Below are 17,642 nucleotides of genomic sequence, written 5' to 3'. Positions count from 1 at the left end.
GTGCTCCTCAGCCGTTCTTGCGCACGACCTGGCCGTCGCGGCACATCAGGCACGCGGCGACGATGTCGTCTTCGAGGTTGATGACCAGGCTGCCGTCCTTGTCGAACAGCAGCTTCATGAAGTCCAGCAGGTTGCGCGCGTACAGCGCCGAGGCATCGGCGCCGACCTGGGCCGGCAGGTTGGTCGGGCCGACGAGGGTCACGCCGTTGTGCATGACGACCTGATCGGCCACGGTCAGCGGACAGTTGCCACCCTGGGCCGCGGCGAGGTCGATGACCACCGAGCCGGGTTTCATCTGCGCCACGGTCTCGGCGCTGAGCAGGGTCGGCGCCTTGCGCCCGGGAATCAGCGCGGTGGTGATGACGATATCGGCCTGCTTGGCGCGTTCGTGCACGGCCTGGGCCTGGCGCTGCATCCAGCTGGCCGGCATCGGTCGGGCATAGCCGCCGACGCCTTCGGCGCATTCGCGTTCTTCATCGGTCTCGTAGGGCACGTCGATGAACTTGGCCCCCAGCGACTCGATCTGCTCCTTCACTGCCGGGCGCACGTCCGACGCTTCGATCACCGCGCCCAGGCGCTTGGCCGTCGCGATCGCCTGCAGGCCGGCGACGCCGGCGCCGAGGATCAGCACGCGGGCGGCTTTCACCGTGCCGGCGGCGGTCATCAACATGGGCATGAAGCGTGGGTAGTGGTGGGCCGCCAGCAGCACGGCCTTGTAGCCGGCGATGTTGGCCTGGGACGACAGCACGTCGAGGCTCTGGGCCCGCGAGGTGCGCGGCGCGGCTTCCAGGGCGAAGGCGGTGATGCCGCGTTCGGCCATCTTGCCGATCAGTTCGTTGTTGAAGGGGTTGAGCATGCCCGCCAGCAGGCTGCCGCTGTTGATCAGCGCCAGTTCCTGGTCATTGGGCGCGACCACCTTGAGCACCAGCTGCGCGCCAAAGGCGTCAGTGGCTTCGCCCAGGGTGGCGCCCACGGCTTCATAGGCACTGTCCGGAATGCTGGCGTTGAGCCCTGCCCCCCGTTGCACGGTGACCTGATGGCCCTGGCCTACCAGTTTCTTGATGGTTTCCGGGGTCGCGGCGACCCTTGTCTCACCCGTCTGCGTCTCGAGAGGAACACCAATATGCACGACTATGTCTCCTGCGGTGACCTTTATTGTCTTTATGGAAACCAGCGCACTTCGGGTGGTGCGGCTGGGCGGCCGTAGAGCACGACTCCGCCTGGTTCGAGGCGGGAGAGGCATTTTGCAGACGAACCCAGGGGCCTTCAACAGGTTCTGAAGCGAAACGAACTTAAAACTACAAGTCACCCTGTGACCGTATGTCGCAACGATTCCGAGCCAGCCCGTCAAGTACGCGCTATTCGCAGCTTAGGGGAAAAAAAGAAAAAATTTCGGCCGTTTTCGTTCACGGCGTTGTGAATGTCGCAAAATAAGCCGCAAACCCGCGTAGTCACTAGGGTTGCTACGGTTTTTCCGCTCTACGGAACAGATTACGAATTTGCGACAAATCCATATATCTGTAGGTGTTAAAAATAATTGACTACGGAGTCAGTTATTTGATTTTTGCCTTCAGTTGGCGGCGGTGTACTGCTGTGCCTGCACCACCAGCCAGTCGCGAAACGCCCGCAGCGAAGCGGATTCCACCTTTCGCTCGGGGATCATCAGATGGTAGGCCTTGTCGCTGGAGAGGGCATGCCTGTTAGCGACCAGCAGTCGGCCTTCTTGCAACTCGCGCTGGATCAGGAAGGGTGGGATCAGCGCGATGCCCATGTCGTGCATGGCGGCCTGGGCCAGCATGGAGAACAGTTCGTAGCGCGGGCCGGTCATGTCGCGTTCGACGCTCAGGCCCAGGCCGTCGAACCACTGCCGCCAGGCATAGGGGCGCGTGGTCTGCTGCAGCAGGGGCAACTCGGCGATGCGCCGGGCGTCGAGGCTGGCTTGCCCTTCCAGCAGCGCGGGGCTGCACACCGGCATGGGGTTCTCGCCCATCAGGCGGTGGGACTGGGTGCCGGACCAGTCGGCGTCGCCGAAGTAGATGGCGGCGTCGAAGGGCGTGTCGGCGAACAGGAAGGGGCGGGTGCGGTTGGTCAGGTTGACCGTGACCTCGGGGTGGCGCTGCTGGAAGTCCTTCAGGCGCGGTAGCAGCCATTGTGTGCCGAAGGTCGGCACCACCGCCAGTTCGATCACGTTGGCGCCTTGCTGGCGCATCACCGAAAGCGTGTCGCGCTCCACCGCATCAAGCTGCGCAGCCACCTGGCGGCTGTAGGAGAGCCCGGCTTCGGTCAGCTTCACGCCCCGTCGCGAGCGACGGAACAGTTCCACGTTAAGGAAGGCCTCAAGGCCACCAATCTGCCGACAGACGGCGCCCTGGGTCAGGGCCAGCTCCTGGGCGGCCTTGGTAAAACTCTCGTGACGCGCGGCTGCCTCGAAACATACCAATGCGGTGGTGCTGGGGATCTTGCGGCGCATGTACGTCAACCTCACTTGTCTGGCTTTGAACAGGGCATTTCGGTGATTACGAAGTGAGAAAATATCACTAAACCGTGCGCAATCCTCGTTTGTACCGCCGGCCGATCAGGCCTAGGATCAATCCAGCACAACAATTCGTTCCCATCTTTCGAGGAATCCGCACATGGCTGGCAAGGCAAGCTTCAACTGGATCGACCCGCTGCTGCTGGATCAGCAGCTCACTGAAGAAGAGCGCATGGTTCGCGACAGCGCCTATCAGTTCGCCCAGGACAAGCTGGCACCCCGTGTGCTGGAGGCGTTCCGCCACGAGCAGACAGACCCGGCGATCTTCCGCGAGATGGGTGAAGTCGGTCTGCTCGGCGCGACCATCCCTGAACAGTACGGCGGCAGCGGCCTGAACTACGTGTGCTACGGCCTGATCGCCCGCGAGGTGGAACGCATCGACTCTGGCTACCGCTCGATGATGAGCGTGCAGTCGTCACTGGTGATGGTGCCGATCAACGAGTTCGGCACCGAGGCGCAGAAGCAGAAGTACCTGCCGAAACTGGCCAGTGGCGAGTGGATCGGCTGCTTCGGCCTGACCGAGCCCAACCATGGTTCCGACCCGGGCTCGATGATCACCCGCGCCCGCAAGGTCGACGGTGGCTATCGCCTGACCGGCAGCAAGATGTGGATCACCAACAGCCCGATCGCCGATGTATTCGTGGTCTGGGCCAAGGACGATGCCGGCGATATCCGCGGCTTCGTGCTGGAGAAAGGTTGGGACGGCCTCAGCGCCCCGGCCATCCACGGCAAGGTTGGCCTGCGCGCTTCGATCACCGGCGAGATCGTCATGGACAACGTGTTCGTGCCGGAGGAGAACATCTTCCCGGACGTGCGTGGCCTCAAGGGCCCGTTCACCTGCCTGAACTCTGCCCGCTATGGCATCTCCTGGGGCGCCCTGGGCGCCGCCGAGGCCTGCTGGCACACCGCGCGCCAGTACACCCTGGACCGCCAGCAGTTCGGCCGCCCACTGGCTGCCAACCAGCTGATCCAGAAGAAACTGGCCGACATGCAGACCGAGATCACCCTGGCCCTGCAAGGCTGCCTGCGCCTGGGGCGGATGAAGGATGAAGGTACCGCGGCGGTCGAGATCACCTCGATCATGAAGCGCAACTCCTGCGGCAAGGCCCTGGACATCGCCCGTTTGGCCCGCGACATGCTGGGCGGCAATGGCATCTCCGACGAGTTCGGCGTGGCCCGCCACCTGGTCAACCTCGAGGTGGTCAACACCTATGAAGGGACCCATGACGTGCACGCGCTGATCCTCGGGCGCGCGCAGACCGGCATCCAGGCGTTCTATTAATAGAGGACCAGGCCATGGGCGCGCTTTCCCATCTGCGGGTGCTGGATCTTTCCCGGGTGCTGGCCGGCCCTTGGTCCGGCCAGATCCTGGCTGACCTTGGCGCCGATGTGATCAAGGTCGAGCGTCCGGGAGCGGGTGACGACACCCGTTCCTGGGGGCCGCCTTTCCTGCGCGATGTTCAGGGCGAGAACACCAGCGAGGCGGCCTACTACCTGTCGGCCAACCGCAACAAGCGCTCGGTGACCATCGACTTTACCCAGCCGGAAGGCCAGCGTCTGGTGCGCGAGCTGGCGGCGAAGTCGGATATCGTCATCGAGAACTTCAAGGTTGGCGGGCTGGCGGCCTATGGGCTGGACTATCAAAGCCTGAAGGCGGTCAATCCGACGCTCATATACTGCTCGATCACCGGCTTCGGCCAGACCGGGCCATATGCCAAGCGTGCCGGCTACGACTTCATGATCCAGGGGCTTGGTGGGCTGATGAGCCTGACCGGTCGCCCGGAGGGGGAGGAGGGGGCCGGGCCGATGAAGGTCGGGGTGGCGCTGACCGACATCCTCACCGGGCTGTATTCCACCGTGGCGATCCTGGCGGCCCTGGCGCATCGTGACCAGTCTGGTATCGGCCAGCACATCGACATGGCGCTGCTGGATGTACAGGTGGCCTGCCTGGCCAACCAGGCAATGAACTACCTCACCACGGGTACTGCGCCTCGTCGGCTGGGCAATGCGCACCCGAATATCGTGCCATACCAGGATTTCCCGACGGCCGATGGCAACTTCATTCTTACCGTGGGCAATGACGGGCAGTTCCGCAAGTTCGCGGAAGTGGCCGGGCAGGCGCACTGGGCGGATGACCCACGCTTCGCCACCAATAAACAGCGGGTGGCCAATCGCGCCGAGCTGATTCCGCTGATTCGCCAGGCCACGGTGTTCAAGACCACGGCCGAGTGGGTGAGCGAGCTGGAGAAGGCAGGCGTGCCGTGCGGACCGATCAACGACCTGGCGCAGATGTTCCAGGATCCGCAGGTGCTGGCCCGTGGGTTGGCAGTGGATGTTCCTCATCCGTTGGCGGGGAGCGTGCCGCAGGTGGCCAGCCCGATCCGGTTGTCGGAGACGCCGGTGGAGTATCGGCAGGCGCCACCGTTGCTGGGGGAGCATACCGAGGCGGTGCTTGGCGATGTGCTGGGGTTGGATGGGGAGGCGGTGCAGCGACTCCGGGCTGCCGGGGTGCTGTGACGCGCTACCTATATAGGAAGGGGCAGGGAGGCCGATAGGCCTCCCTGCTTTTGTTTTGGGGCTGCTTATATAGGTACCAGGGCTTCTGAGGCGATCTTTTTGATTTTTATGAAATTAACGGTTGACGCCCTGTCAGATCCCCTTATAATGCGCCCCACTTCCAGCGACATCGGAACAAAAAACTCCTTGGATATCAATGAGTTGATTGTTGAAGAGGGTGGCGGAGGTGCTTCGGTCTAACGATCGGCAGCGGTGAGAAAGGCAGTTGACAGCAGGTTGTAACGCTGTATGATTCGCCTCCCGCTACGAGAGATCGCAGCGAGTCAAGTGTTTGAAGTGAAACGAGTTCTTCGTTAAAAACCTCAAAATAAACGCTTGACAGCAAATGAGGAAAGCGTAGAATGCGCGCCTCGGTTGAGACGAAACGCTCTCAGCCAAACGCTCTTTAACAAATTGAATCAAGCAATTCGTGTGGGTGCTTGTGAGTACGGACTGATAGTTGCCAAGATTATCAGCATCACAAGTGGCCATGCGAGAAATCACATAGTCATTTGAGATTGTTGAGCCAAGTTTAGGGTTTCTTAAAAGCCCAAGCAGTATTGAACTGAAGAGTTTGATCATGGCTCAGATTGAACGCTGGCGGCAGGCCTAACACATGCAAGTCGAGCGGATGACGGGAGCTTGCTCCTTGATTCAGCGGCGGACGGGTGAGTAATGCCTAGGAATCTGCCTGGTAGTGGGGGACAACGTTTCGAAAGGAACGCTAATACCGCATACGTCCTACGGGAGAAAGCAGGGGACCTTCGGGCCTTGCGCTATCAGATGAGCCTAGGTCGGATTAGCTAGTAGGTGAGGTAATGGCTCACCTAGGCGACGATCCGTAACTGGTCTGAGAGGATGATCAGTCACACTGGAACTGAGACACGGTCCAGACTCCTACGGGAGGCAGCAGTGGGGAATATTGGACAATGGGCGAAAGCCTGATCCAGCCATGCCGCGTGTGTGAAGAAGGTCTTCGGATTGTAAAGCACTTTCAGTGGGGAGGAAGGGCAGTAAGTTAATACCTTGCTGTTTTGACGTTACCGACAGAATAAGCACCGGCTAACTCCGTGCCAGCAGCCGCGGTAATACGGAGGGTGCGAGCGTTAATCGGAATTACTGGGCGTAAAGCGCGCGTAGGCGGTTCGTTAAGTCGGATGTGAAAGCCCCGGGCTCAACCTGGGAACTGCATCCGAAACTGGCGAGCTAGAGTATGGTAGAGGGGGGTGGAATTTCCTGTGTAGCGGTGAAATGCGTAGATATAGGAAGGAACACCAGTGGCGAAGGCGACCTCCTGGACTGATACTGACGCTGAGGTGCGAAAGCGTGGGGAGCAAACAGGATTAGATACCCTGGTAGTCCACGCCGTAAACGATGTCAACTAGCCGTTGGAATCCTTGAGATTTTAGTGGCGCAGCTAACGCATTAAGTTGACCGCCTGGGGAGTACGGCCGCAAGGTTAAAACTCAAATGAATTGACGGGGGCCCGCACAAGCGGTGGAGCATGTGGTTTAATTCGAAGCAACGCGAAGAACCTTACCAGGCCTTGACATGCAGAGAACTTTCCAGAGATGGATTGGTGCCTTCGGGAACTCTGACACAGGTGCTGCATGGCTGTCGTCAGCTCGTGTCGTGAGATGTTGGGTTAAGTCCCGTAACGAGCGCAACCCTTGTCCTTAGTTACCAGCACGTTATGGTGGGCACTCTAAGGAGACTGCCGGTGACAAACCGGAGGAAGGTGGGGATGACGTCAAGTCATCATGGCCCTTACGGCCTGGGCTACACACGTGCTACAATGGTCGGTACAGAGGGTTGCCAAGCCGCGAGGTGGAGCTAATCTCACAAAACCGATCGTAGTCCGGATCGCAGTCTGCAACTCGACTGCGTGAAGTCGGAATCGCTAGTAATCGCAAATCAGAATGTTGCGGTGAATACGTTCCCGGGCCTTGTACACACCGCCCGTCACACCATGGGAGTGGGTTGCACCAGAAGTAGCTAGTCTAACCTTCGGGGGGACGGTTACCACGGTGTGATTCATGACTGGGGTGAAGTCGTAACAAGGTAGCCGTAGGGGAACCTGCGGCTGGATCACCTCCTTAATCGAAGACATCAGCCTGCTGATGAGCTCCCACACGAATTGCTTGATTCATTGTGTAAAGACGATGCTGTAACGCGACCCTGTTATAGGTCTGTAGCTCAGTTGGTTAGAGCGCACCCCTGATAAGGGTGAGGTCGGCAGTTCAAATCTGCCCAGACCTACCAATTACTTGGTGCGGCTGGTCAAATGGGGCCATAGCTCAGCTGGGAGAGCGCCTGCCTTGCACGCAGGAGGTCAGCGGTTCGATCCCGCTTGGCTCCACCACTCTTTCAGGTTTCGCAGCACTGCTCAGAACTTAGAAATGAACATTCGGTGATGAATGTTGATTTCTGACTTTTGTCAGATCGTTCTTTAAAAATTCGGATATGTGATAGATAGACTGAATACCAGTTTCACTGCTGGTTATTCAGGCTAAGGTAAAATTTGTGAGTTCTGCTCAGCAATGAGCAACATGCGAATTTTCGGCGAATGTCGTCTTCACAGTATAACCAGATTGCTTGGGGTTATATGGTCAAGTGAAGAAGCGCATACGGTGGATGCCTTGGCAGTCAGAGGCGATGAAAGACGTGGTAGCCTGCGATAAGCTTTGGGGAGTCGGCAAACAGACTGTGATCCAGAGATCTCTGAATGGGGGAACCCAGCCAGCATAAGCTGGTTATCTTGTACTGAATACATAGGTGCAAGAGGCGAACCAGGGGAACTGAAACATCTAAGTACCCTGAGGAAAAGAAATCAACCGAGATTCCCTTAGTAGTGGCGAGCGAACGGGGACCAGCCCTTAAGCTGGTTTGAGATTAGTGGAACGCTCTGGAAAGTGCGGCCATAGTGGGTGATAGCCCCGTACACGAAAATCTCTTGCCAGTGAAATCGAGTAGGACGGAGCACGAGAAACTTTGTCTGAACATGGGGGGACCATCCTCCAAGGCTAAATACTACTGACTGACCGATAGTGAACCAGTACCGTGAGGGAAAGGCGAAAAGAACCCCGGAGAGGGGAGTGAAATAGAACCTGAAACCGTATGCGTACAAGCAGTGGGAGCCTACTTTGTTAGGTGACTGCGTACCTTTTGTATAATGGGTCAGCGACTTATATTCAGTGGCGAGCTTAACCGAATAGGGGAGGCGTAGCGAAAGCGAGTCTTAATAGGGCGCTTTAGTCGCTGGGTATAGACCCGAAACCGGGCGATCTATCCATGGGCAGGTTGAAGGTTAGGTAACACTGACTGGAGGACCGAACCGACTACCGTTGAAAAGTTAGCGGATGACCTGTGGATCGGAGTGAAAGGCTAATCAAGCTCGGAGATAGCTGGTTCTCCTCGAAAGCTATTTAGGTAGCGCCTCATGTATCACTGTAGGGGGTAGAGCACTGTTTCGGCTAGGGGGTCATCCCGACTTACCAAACCGATGCAAACTCCGAATACCTACAAGTGCCGAGCATGGGAGACACACGGCGGGTGCTAACGTCCGTCGTGAAAAGGGAAACAACCCAGACCGTCAGCTAAGGTCCCAAAGTCATGGTTAAGTGGGAAACGATGTGGGAAGGCTTAGACAGCTAGGAGGTTGGCTTAGAAGCAGCCACCCTTTAAAGAAAGCGTAATAGCTCACTAGTCGAGTCGGCCTGCGCGGAAGATGTAACGGGGCTCAAACCATGCACCGAAGCTACGGGTGTCATCTTTGATGACGCGGTAGAGGAGCGTTCTGTAAGCCTGTGAAGGTGAGTTGAGAAGCTTGCTGGAGGTATCAGAAGTGCGAATGCTGACATGAGTAACGACAATGCGAGTGAAAAACTCGCACGCCGAAAGACCAAGGTTTCCTGCGCAACGTTAATCGACGCAGGGTTAGTCGGTCCCTAAGGCGAGGCTGAAAAGCGTAGTCGATGGAAAACAGGTTAATATTCCTGTACTTCCAGTTATTGCGATGGAGGGACGGAGAAGGCTAGGCCAGCTTGGCGTTGGTTGTCCAAGTTTAAGGTGGTAGGCTGAGATCTTAGGCAAATCCGGGATTTCAAGGCCGAGAGCTGATGACGAGTGCTCTTTAGAGCGCGAAGTGGTTGATGCCATGCTTCCAAGAAAAGCTCCTAAGCTTCAGATAACTGGGAACCGTACCCCAAACCGACACAGGTGGTTAGGTAGAGAATACCAAGGCGCTTGAGAGAACTCGGGTGAAGGAACTAGGCAAAATGGCACCGTAACTTCGGGAGAAGGTGCGCCGGTGAGGGTGAAGCACTTGCTGCGTAAGCCCACGCCGGTCGAAGATACCAGGCCGCTGCGACTGTTTATTAAAAACACAGCACTCTGCAAACACGAAAGTGGACGTATAGGGTGTGACGCCTGCCCGGTGCCGGAAGGTTAATTGATGGGGTTAGCGCAAGCGAAGCTCTTGATCGAAGCCCCGGTAAACGGCGGCCGTAACTATAACGGTCCTAAGGTAGCGAAATTCCTTGTCGGGTAAGTTCCGACCTGCACGAATGGCGTAACGATGGCGGCGCTGTCTCCACCCGAGACTCAGTGAAATTGAAATCGCTGTGAAGATGCAGTGTATCCGCGGCTAGACGGAAAGACCCCGTGAACCTTTACTATAGCTTTGCACTGGACTTTGAGCTTGCTTGTGTAGGATAGGTGGGAGGCTTTGAAGTGGGGACGCCAGTTCTCATGGAGCCATCCTTGAAATACCACCCTGGCAACCTTGAGGTTCTAACTCAGGTCCGTTATCCGGATCGAGGACAGTGTATGGTGGGTAGTTTGACTGGGGCGGTCTCCTCCCAAAGAGTAACGGAGGAGTACGAAGGTGCGCTCAGACCGGTCGGAAATCGGTCGTAGAGTATAAAGGCAAAAGCGCGCTTGACTGCGAGACACACACGTCGAGCAGGTACGAAAGTAGGTCTTAGTGATCCGGTGGTTCTGTATGGAAGGGCCATCGCTCAACGGATAAAAGGTACTCCGGGGATAACAGGCTGATACCGCCCAAGAGTTCATATCGACGGCGGTGTTTGGCACCTCGATGTCGGCTCATCACATCCTGGGGCTGAAGCCGGTCCCAAGGGTATGGCTGTTCGCCATTTAAAGTGGTACGCGAGCTGGGTTTAGAACGTCGTGAGACAGTTCGGTCCCTATCTGCCGTGGACGTTTGAGATTTGAGAGGGGCTGCTCCTAGTACGAGAGGACCGGAGTGGACGAACCTCTGGTGTTCCGGTTGTCACGCCAGTGGCATTGCCGGGTAGCTATGTTCGGAAGAGATAACCGCTGAAAGCATCTAAGCGGGAAACTTGCCTCAAGATGAGATCTCACTGGAGCCTTGAGCTCCCTGAAGGGCCGTCGAAGACTACGACGTTGATAGGTTGGGTGTGTAAGCGCTGTGAGGCGTTGAGCTAACCAATACTAATTGCCCGTGAGGCTTGACCATATAACACCCAAGCAATCTGCTACGCAGATTGTGGTGGTGAAGACGAAAGACCCGAAAGTTCGTACGACCACAAATTCACATATCCGAATTAGCCAAGAGTGTTCCTAAGACATTCTGGCAACAGAATTTCTTGACGACCATAGAGCATTGGAACCACCTGATCCCATCCCGAACTCAGTAGTGAAACGATGCATCGCCGATGGTAGTGTGGGGCTTCCCCATGTGAGAGTAGGTCATCGTCAAGATTCATTTCGCAAAACCCCTATCTGCGCGAGCAGGTAGGGGTTTTGTCTTTAAGTAGAGAGTACAGAGATTCGCTGGCACGTCCCTCGGACGGACCGGCACACAGAATTTCTTGACGACCATAGAGCATTGGAACCACCTGATCCCATCCCGAACTCAGCAGTGAAACGATGCATCGCCGATGGTAGTGTGGGGCTTCCCCATGTGAGAGTAGGTCATCGTCAAGATTCAATTCCGAAGCCCCTGATCGCGATGCGGTCAGGGGCTTTGTCTTTTCAGGGTACCAATGCACGTGATTGCTGTATGAGACAACCCAGCGCCTTGGACTGGGCTGTCTCGCAGGGAACAAAGTTGCAAGCATCAGCAGCGTGGGAGCGGGCTAGCCCCGCGATGCGGTGTATGGCACCGGCTTCGCCGGTGATCGCGGGGCTGATGCTTGAAAACCTGTACCCTGCGCGAAAGCGCAGCCCGAACAGTCATCCCCCGACCCCTGACATCCAAGACAAAAAAAGGCCGCTCCCGGTTGGGAGCGGCCTTTTTGCTATCGGGGCAAACGCCCCTGCCAGTGATCTCAGCTCAGTAGGTTACGCACATTGCCCATCGCCTCGTCGGCAAAGCCCTGCAGGAACGCCTGGAAGCCCGGCAGGTCCTGCGGACCACCTTCCCAGGGCTCGGCCTGGATGGTCCAGGTCGCACGGCTGCGGTTGGCATCGATCACCTGCACTTGCATGGCAGCCCACAGGTTGCCGATATTCAGGCTGGTGTAGATCAGGCTCCAGGTCATGTGCATGGCCTGCTCGTCACGGCTGTTCAACTGCTCGATCACCACGTTGCCATCCTTGAACAGCTTCTTGCGCACCGAGCGCACGCCACTGCCGGTCATCTCGATGTGCGCCAGCGCAGGGATGAACACCGGGAAGCCGGCGAAGTTGCCGACGATGTTCCACACGCTGGCGGCTGGGGCGGCGATCTCGACGCTGGAAACCACCAGGCAGCCTTGCGGGTTGCGGATCAGGGTGTCGGGTTTGAGTGTTTGCATGGGATGTTGCTCCTGTTGTGGATTGAAGGGATCAGATAAAACCGATGTCGGCCAGGTAGCGGCAGCCGCGGCTGAGCAGCGCCGGGTCCTTGCTCGGGTAACGGGCGCCCATGCGCTGAACGCCGGCACGGGCGTTGTCGTGGGCGATGCCGGAGATGTCACCGATGTCTTCCTCGAAACCGTCCAGATAGAAGCCCAGGACGTCGTACAGCGCGTTGTCGCGGTCGACCCGGGCCAACTGGCGCTGCCATTGCTCGACGCTCACCAGCTCGAAGGCATGGCCCTGCGCATGGAACGACGCCAGATAGTCACGCCAGCGCAGCGGTTCGGGGTTGTGCAGGTTGAACACGCATTGGCCAGCCTGGTGGCGGCTGCTGTGGAAGGCGATGAAACGGGACAGGAAGTCCACTGGCATGAGGTCGAAGTCGATCTCCAGCCCCGGCACCTGGCCCAGTTGCAGCGAACCCTTGAGCATCAGCATCAGTCGATTGCGCTGGGGCTGGCAGGCGCCCGTGCGGCTGTCGAAGGTGATGTTGCCCGGGCGGAACAGGTTGACCCACACGCCCTGCTCGCGGGCGCGGCTGAGGATGCGCTCGCCGACCCACTTGCTCAGGTTGTAGCCATTACGGATATAGATCGGCGGGGTACTGACCGGATCGCTCTCCAGCACGCGACCATCGTTGTCCACGGCGCTGCACGCGGACAGGGTCGAGACGAAGTTGAAGATCTTCTTGCGTCGGCCTTCGCACAGCCGCAGGCACTCGAACAACGGCTCGATGTTGTCGGCGGCCAGCACCTCGTAGTCGAGCACATGGTTGACCTGCGCGGCGTTGTGCAGCAAGGCGCCATAGTGGTTGTCCAGGTCGTCGTAATCGGCCTGGGACAAGCCCAGCAGCGGCTTGCGCAGGTCTGCCTCGAGTACCCGCACGCGGCTCAGGTCCAGGTTGATGTGGTTGTCCTGCAGGGCCTTGGTGAAGCGCTCCTCGGCGGACCGCCCACCGGCTCGGCGTACCAGACAGGCAACTTCGGTGGCGCCCCATTCCAGCAAAGCTTCGACGAGGTGCACGCCAAGGAAGCTGTTTGCCCCCGTGACGATGACCTTGTGCACATCGCCCAGACGTTCCATCGGCAGTACCTGCAAGCCGAGATCGCGGTTGGCGTCCTGCTCCAGGCGCGCCAGGGAGGTCTGCAGCGCATCATCGTTGCCGTCGAGTAGCGCACCCAGGCGCTGCAAGGTCGGCTGCTCGATGAAACGGTTGATTGCCACGCCTTGGCCGAAGTGTTCCCTTACCTCCAGCAACAGGCGTGACAGCAGGATCGAGTGCCCGCCCAGATTGAAGAAGCTGTCGTCCATGGAGATGTTGGCTGGTGGTAGTTCCAGCAACCCGCTCCACAGCTGCAGCAGGTGCTTCTCGGTCTCGGTCGTCGGTGCGATGCGCGCGTTCGTCGGTAGGGGCAGTGGTCGTGCCGACAGTGCCCGGCGGTCCACCTTGCCGTTGGCCGTATAGGGCATGTGCTCCAGCACCTGGTAGAACATCGGGCGCATGTAGTCGGGTAGGTGCCGCTCGGCATGCTCACGCAACACGGCTTGCGCATCGGCCCGCTGCGGATGGGCGAGGAAGGCCAGGATCCGGCGCTGCGCGTCGATCACCACCGCTACCTGGGCGAACAGGTGACTGTCGCGCAGGCAGTGTTCGATCTCCTCGGGCTCGACCCGGAAGCCTCGGATCTTCACCTGGTTGTCACGCCGTCCGCACAGCTCGATGCCTTGGGCGGTCCACTTGCCGATGTCTCCGGTGCGATAGGCTCGCAGCGTGCGGCCTGCGGGCAGGCTCAGCTCGACGAAGCGTTCGGCGGTCAGTGCAGGCTTGTTCAGATAGCCCAGGCCGACACCGGGCCCGGCGATGTACAGCTCGCCAGGGGTCTGCTCCGCTACCGGTCGCAGATCCTGGTCAAGTATCAGCACCTGGGTGTTGGCGATGGGCAGGCCCAGGTTGCGGTTGCTGTCGCCGCTGGCGAACACCCGGGTGGTGGCCAGCACGGTGGTTTCCGTCGGCCCGTAGATGTTGTGCATCCGGCACTGGCCGGCCAGGCGGGTGATGACCTCCGGCTCACAGACGTCGCCGCCAGTGATCAGATGACGCAGGCCGAGGTGGAGATCGCGGGGCAGGATGCTCAGCAGGGCCGGTGGCAGGAACGCATGGCTGACCTCCTGGCTGTGGATAAGTTGTACCAGTTGCCGCGGATCACGGCGTTGGTCCTCGCTGGGCACTACCAGCTCGGCACCGCAGAGGAAGGTCGGCAGGATGTCCAGCAGCGAGGCATCGAAGCCGATGGTGGAGAACTGCAGCACCCGGCTGTGCCCGTCCAGGGCCACATGCTCGCGATACCAGGCCATGAAGTGCGCCAGGTTGCGCTGGCTGAGCAGCACGCCCTTGGGCTGGCCGGTGGTGCCGGAGGTGTAGATCGCCACGCACGCCTGCCCTGCGCCGGCCTGGCGCAGCGCCAGGCCAGGCAACGGCATGCCCGGTGTCGTAGCGAGGCTGCGAACATCCACATGGGGGATATCCACAGGCACATGCCCGTCATGCAGCACGACGCAGGCACCGGCATCCTCGAGGATCGACTGGCGTCGTTCGGCCGGTGTGGCCGGGTCCAGCGGCAGGTAGATGGCCGCACAGCCCAGCACCGCCAGCAGGCTGGCATAGAGGTCAGGCGACTTGTCCATGCACACGGCGACCACCGGTGGCTGTTCGCCGGGTTCAGGCAGCAGCGGTACCAGGGCCTGCTGGATGGCGACGGTGCGGGCATGCAACTGGCGATAGCTGGAGCGCTGGCCGCCATGGTTCAGGGCGAAGCGTTCGGCATGCAGGCGCAGGCTGTGCTCCAGTGTCTCGACCAGGCTCGTTTCGGCCTGCTCCAGCAGGTCGGCGCGCAGTGTGCGGTTGAATGGATGGCGGAAGGCCAGTGCCTCCAGCCAGTCCAGGCTATGCTCGCGCTCCTGGTCGCCGGGGCTTACTGCGGGCGCTTCCTGCAGATGCGCCGGATTGCGGGCAAAACGGGTGACTTGCAGGGCCAGTTGATCACACAAGGCCTGCAGGGCGTCTTCACACAACTGCTGGCCGTTGCCGGAGCTTGGCGTGTGGATCGCTGCTCGCTGAATCAGCCGCTGGGCGCTGGCACTGCCGCACCAGCACAGGGCTTCCAGTTGTGGCAGGGGCTCGGCGAAGCTGGCGCCCAGGCGCAGCCTGAGCAGCGGCGTGTCACCCAGAGGCTGCCAGTCGCTGCTGCCGAGTATCAGGCTGCCGTCTTCCACCACCAGGTCTGGCCGGACCGACAGCCGCTGGCGCAAGGCTTGCCCGCTGTCGACGGTGGCCGGGCCATGGCCGTGCTCATCAAGGAGGCGGGCGAATGCCTTCAGGGTGGGACTGTTGCCCACCAGGAGTATGTCGAGGCGTCTCATATCCAGGTCCTCAGGGCAGGTAGTCGCGCAGGGCGTCTTGCACACAGGGCGACTCGAGCATCGAGCTGCTGCGGAAGAAACGCAGGATGTTGCCCAGCAGCGGATGCTGGTGGTTGATTGGGTAGGCCAGGCCTTGCGCTTCATCGCGCAAGGCCTGGCGCACCGTTTCGTTCACCGGCAAAGCAGCGATCAGGGCGCAGTCGAAAGCCTGCTGGATGTCGCTGGTCAGGTATTGGCGCAGGAACAGCGGCAGCACCTTGGCGATCGCCTGACGATCCGTCTCTGGCGCGGTGTGCCAGTAGATGCGCGTCAGCCGCGCCCAGAAGCTGGAATGACGGCCTTCGTCCAGCAGGTGATCGGCCATCAGTCCCTTCACCGAGGGCTTGACCGAGTCGTCCTTGGCAAAGGCCGCGACATCGTCGGTCAGGGTGTTCTCGGCGATGCCCACGCAGATCAGTTCCAGCGCATCGCGCAGGCCCTCGGGCACCTGGTCCAGCACGGCCGGAATGGCGCGGCTGAGTTCGATCTCCTGGGGCAGGGCGATCGGCTCGATGCCGGTCAGGGCGATGGTCTGCTGCAGGAAGTCCATCGCCACCAGGGCGTGATAGTCCTCGTCCACCACCACGGTCATCGCGTCGTAGCGGCAGGCGAACGGGAACCGCACGGCAAAGCGATCCTTGGCGATGCGCCGGGCGGTGCGGTCGACGATTTCGGTCTCGAAGATCACCACATCGTTGATGAACTTGTAGAGGCTTTGCACCAGCACGAAATCACGCAACTGCGGACATTCGCGCTGGAACGTCGCGCCGAGCACCAGGGGTTGGCGGCTCAGGGGGTAGATCAGTCGCTGGTCATCCTCCACCAGGCGCCGGGGCCGGGTGCGTATGGTCGCCCGAGCCTCCCAGGCCTCGGCAAAGGAGCGGTACTCGAGGGCGTTCATTGGGTGACCTCGGCGACAGGCGTCTGCAGCGAGGCCCGCAGGCGGTCCCACAGCGCCATGCGGCTGTCCACTGCGGCGATGGCGGCCACGTAGACGTCTTCCTGGCGCAGCGGGTCGTGGTCGACCAGGCGGGCCAGCAACTGTTCGGCGGCAGGCCCGTGGTCTTCGGAGTCCACTTCGATGTGGCGCTGCAGGTAGTAACGGAAGGTCGGCGCCTGCTCGGTGCCGATGCCCCACTCGTCGAGGATCTGCTGGAACATCGCCGGAATCACGCTTTCCCGGCCGTGCAGGAAGGCGGCCGCGACCCGGTGGGCCGGTGCGTCGAGGGCAACCTCGAGGGTGTCGCGGACGAATCGCTGGGCGGCCTCACTGGCACCGCAGCGCAGCAGGGCATCGATGGCCGTGATGCCCTGCTGCTGCAGGGTGATGAAGCGATCAATGGCCTGGGTGCTGGCACCGACTTCGCGCATGGCATCCAGGTACAGCTCGAAGTGGCTGTAGTGGCCGTGGTCGAGGCGGTCGTCCGATTCTTCGCCCAGCACGATCTCGTTGATCAGACGCGCAGCGGCCGGGTCCGCCGGCGGTAGCCAGGGCAGGCTGACGCAGGTCAGCTCCTGCTGCAGGCGCTTGGTCAGTGACATGAAGTCCCAGACTGCGAAAACATGGGTTTCCATGAACCGGCGCAGTGTCTGCAGCGAGTCGATTTCGGAAAAGAGTGGGTGCAGGGAAAGTTCATGTTTTTTGTCGGAAAGTGTGCGCTTCAATGTGCTCATGATGAGGTCCGTTATGGATGGCATTCAGGGGTTAAGTTGCTCTGCACATTGCTCGTTATATAAATTCCAGGCGAAGTGATGCCTCGAATGAAATTTCGACATCGAACAACGATTAGGGGCCGGCAGGGCTTGTCTGGCAAGGCGTCCACGGTGATGCCTGGCCGCCCTTGGCTGGCGCTATAAAAGTTAGAACAACTTCAAAGTTTGTCGCAATTGTTTTTTTGATTATTTTGCGCTCGGACTTTTCTTGAAATATAAGTGTCCGAATAAAACTTTGAGTAAGTTTTATTTTGGCAATATGTGCTCCTTCCGATAAATAACGATCAGAAAAATAGACACAGAGTGAATGCCTCACTCGGAGCACTGATGAACGGAGATGGGAGAGTGACTATTGGAGGGCGGCTGATCGCGTGCGGTCCTTGCCCTGGTGCCAGATTCCTTCTGCAGGTGAATGAGGAGGCAGGCGGCCAGGTCCACGTCTGATGATCAGCGGCCGCTGCGGGGAGTAGAGTGTGCCCAAAATGCTGGCACTGCCATGGCCTGCGACGGACCGGGCAGTGGAAATACCCTGATCAGCGTGTGGATGGCAGGAGGG

At 59.7% G+C, this 17,642-nt stretch carries 8 protein-coding genes, 2 tRNA genes and 4 rRNA genes; 8 read left to right on the top strand and 6 right to left on the bottom strand.

Features of this window, described 5'->3' with window-relative positions:
- Positions 1-7: 7 nt before the first annotated feature.
- Positions 8-1,129, bottom strand: a complete 1,122-nt coding sequence (locus tag K5H97_RS28425) for a Re/Si-specific NAD(P)(+) transhydrogenase subunit alpha (protein WP_028689914.1) — start codon at positions 1,127-1,129, stop codon at positions 8-10.
- 441 nt (positions 1,130-1,570) lie between these two features.
- The gene (locus K5H97_RS28420; protein WP_028689913.1) at positions 1,571-2,470 is read right to left on the bottom strand and encodes a LysR family transcriptional regulator; all 900 of its coding nucleotides are present in this window, start codon (positions 2,468-2,470) and stop codon (positions 1,571-1,573) included.
- A gap of 163 nt (positions 2,471-2,633) precedes the next feature.
- Here K5H97_RS28420 and K5H97_RS28415 point away from each other — a divergent pair, with 163 nt between their 5' ends.
- The 8 genes from K5H97_RS28415 (at position 2,634) to rrf (K5H97_RS28380) (ending at position 11,059) form a co-directional block, all read left to right on the top strand.
- Positions 2,634-3,815 (top strand): acyl-CoA dehydrogenase, encoded by a 1,182-nt coding sequence (locus K5H97_RS28415; protein WP_028689912.1) that lies wholly within the window; start codon positions 2,634-2,636, stop codon positions 3,813-3,815.
- A gap of 14 nt (positions 3,816-3,829) precedes the next feature.
- Positions 3,830-5,050, top strand: coding sequence for a CaiB/BaiF CoA transferase family protein (locus K5H97_RS28410; RefSeq protein ID WP_028689911.1), 1,221 nt, complete (start codon positions 3,830-3,832; stop codon positions 5,048-5,050).
- A 601-nt stretch (positions 5,051-5,651) separates the two neighbouring features.
- A 16S ribosomal RNA gene (locus K5H97_RS28405) occupies positions 5,652-7,188 on the top strand.
- Positions 7,189-7,274: 86 nt separating this feature from the next.
- Positions 7,275-7,351 (top strand) — tRNA-Ile (locus K5H97_RS28400).
- Between the two features lie 24 nt (positions 7,352-7,375).
- A tRNA-Ala gene (locus K5H97_RS28395) sits at positions 7,376-7,451 on the top strand.
- Between the two features lie 245 nt (positions 7,452-7,696).
- A 23S ribosomal RNA gene (locus tag K5H97_RS28390) occupies positions 7,697-10,589 on the top strand.
- Between the two features lie 129 nt (positions 10,590-10,718).
- Positions 10,719-10,834: ribosomal RNA gene (rrf, locus tag K5H97_RS28385) — 5S ribosomal RNA — on the top strand.
- Positions 10,835-10,943: 109 nt separating this feature from the next.
- Positions 10,944-11,059, top strand: a 5S ribosomal RNA gene (gene rrf / locus K5H97_RS28380).
- Together the 16S, 23S and 5S rRNA genes with 2 tRNA genes alongside form the textbook arrangement of a ribosomal RNA operon.
- 344 nt (positions 11,060-11,403) lie before the next feature.
- On the opposite strand, the gene K5H97_RS28375 is transcribed toward rrf (K5H97_RS28380), so the two are convergent.
- From K5H97_RS28375 to K5H97_RS28360, 4 genes are read right to left on the bottom strand one after another with little or no spacing between them, the layout of a single operon-like run.
- Positions 11,404-11,871, bottom strand: a complete 468-nt coding sequence (locus K5H97_RS28375) for an SRPBCC family protein (RefSeq protein ID WP_028693088.1) — start codon at positions 11,869-11,871, stop codon at positions 11,404-11,406.
- 31 nt (positions 11,872-11,902) lie between these two features.
- Positions 11,903-15,334, bottom strand: a complete 3,432-nt coding sequence (locus K5H97_RS28370) for an amino acid adenylation domain-containing protein (protein ID WP_028693089.1) — start codon at positions 15,332-15,334, stop codon at positions 11,903-11,905.
- Between the two features lie 10 nt (positions 15,335-15,344).
- Entirely contained in the window at positions 15,345-16,274 is a 930-nt protein-coding gene (locus tag K5H97_RS28365) for a diiron oxygenase (protein ID WP_028693090.1), read from the bottom strand.
- Positions 16,271-17,047 carry a DUF3050 domain-containing protein gene (locus tag K5H97_RS28360; RefSeq protein WP_028693091.1) on the bottom strand — a complete coding sequence of 259 codons (777 nt, stop codon included), beginning with the start codon at positions 17,045-17,047 and terminating at the stop codon, positions 16,271-16,273. Before K5H97_RS28360 ends, K5H97_RS28365 begins: the two co-directional genes overlap by 4 nt.
- Between the last annotated feature and the right edge of the window lie 595 nt (positions 17,048-17,642).

Source organism: Pseudomonas mosselii, from assembly GCF_019823065.1.
GTDB classification, from domain to species: Bacteria; Pseudomonadota; Gammaproteobacteria; order Pseudomonadales; family Pseudomonadaceae; genus Aquipseudomonas; species Aquipseudomonas mosselii.
Note: the sequence above shows the minus strand (reverse complement) of the source record. Positions and strands in the feature narration are given on the sequence as shown.

What these genes read in the sequence shown, in the direction of transcription:
- K5H97_RS28365 (WP_028693090.1), bottom strand. Translation starts at nt 16,274, where the DNA reads ATGAACGCCCTCGAGTACCGCTCCTTTGCCGAGGCCTGGGAGGCTCGG.
- K5H97_RS28360 (WP_028693091.1), bottom strand. Translation starts at nt 17,047, where the DNA reads ATGAGCACATTGAAGCGCACACTTTCCGACAAAAAACATGAACTTTCC.
- K5H97_RS28375 (WP_028693088.1), bottom strand. Translation starts at nt 11,871, where the DNA reads ATGCAAACACTCAAACCCGACACCCTGATCCGCAACCCGCAAGGCTGC.
- K5H97_RS28420 (WP_028689913.1), bottom strand. Translation starts at nt 2,470, where the DNA reads ATGCGCCGCAAGATCCCCAGCACCACCGCATTGGTATGTTTCGAGGCA.
- K5H97_RS28370 (WP_028693089.1), bottom strand. Translation starts at nt 15,334, where the DNA reads ATGAGACGCCTCGACATACTCCTGGTGGGCAACAGTCCCACCCTGAAG.
- K5H97_RS28410 (WP_028689911.1), top strand. Translation starts at nt 3,830, where the DNA reads ATGGGCGCGCTTTCCCATCTGCGGGTGCTGGATCTTTCCCGGGTGCTG.
- K5H97_RS28415 (WP_028689912.1), top strand. Translation starts at nt 2,634, where the DNA reads ATGGCTGGCAAGGCAAGCTTCAACTGGATCGACCCGCTGCTGCTGGAT.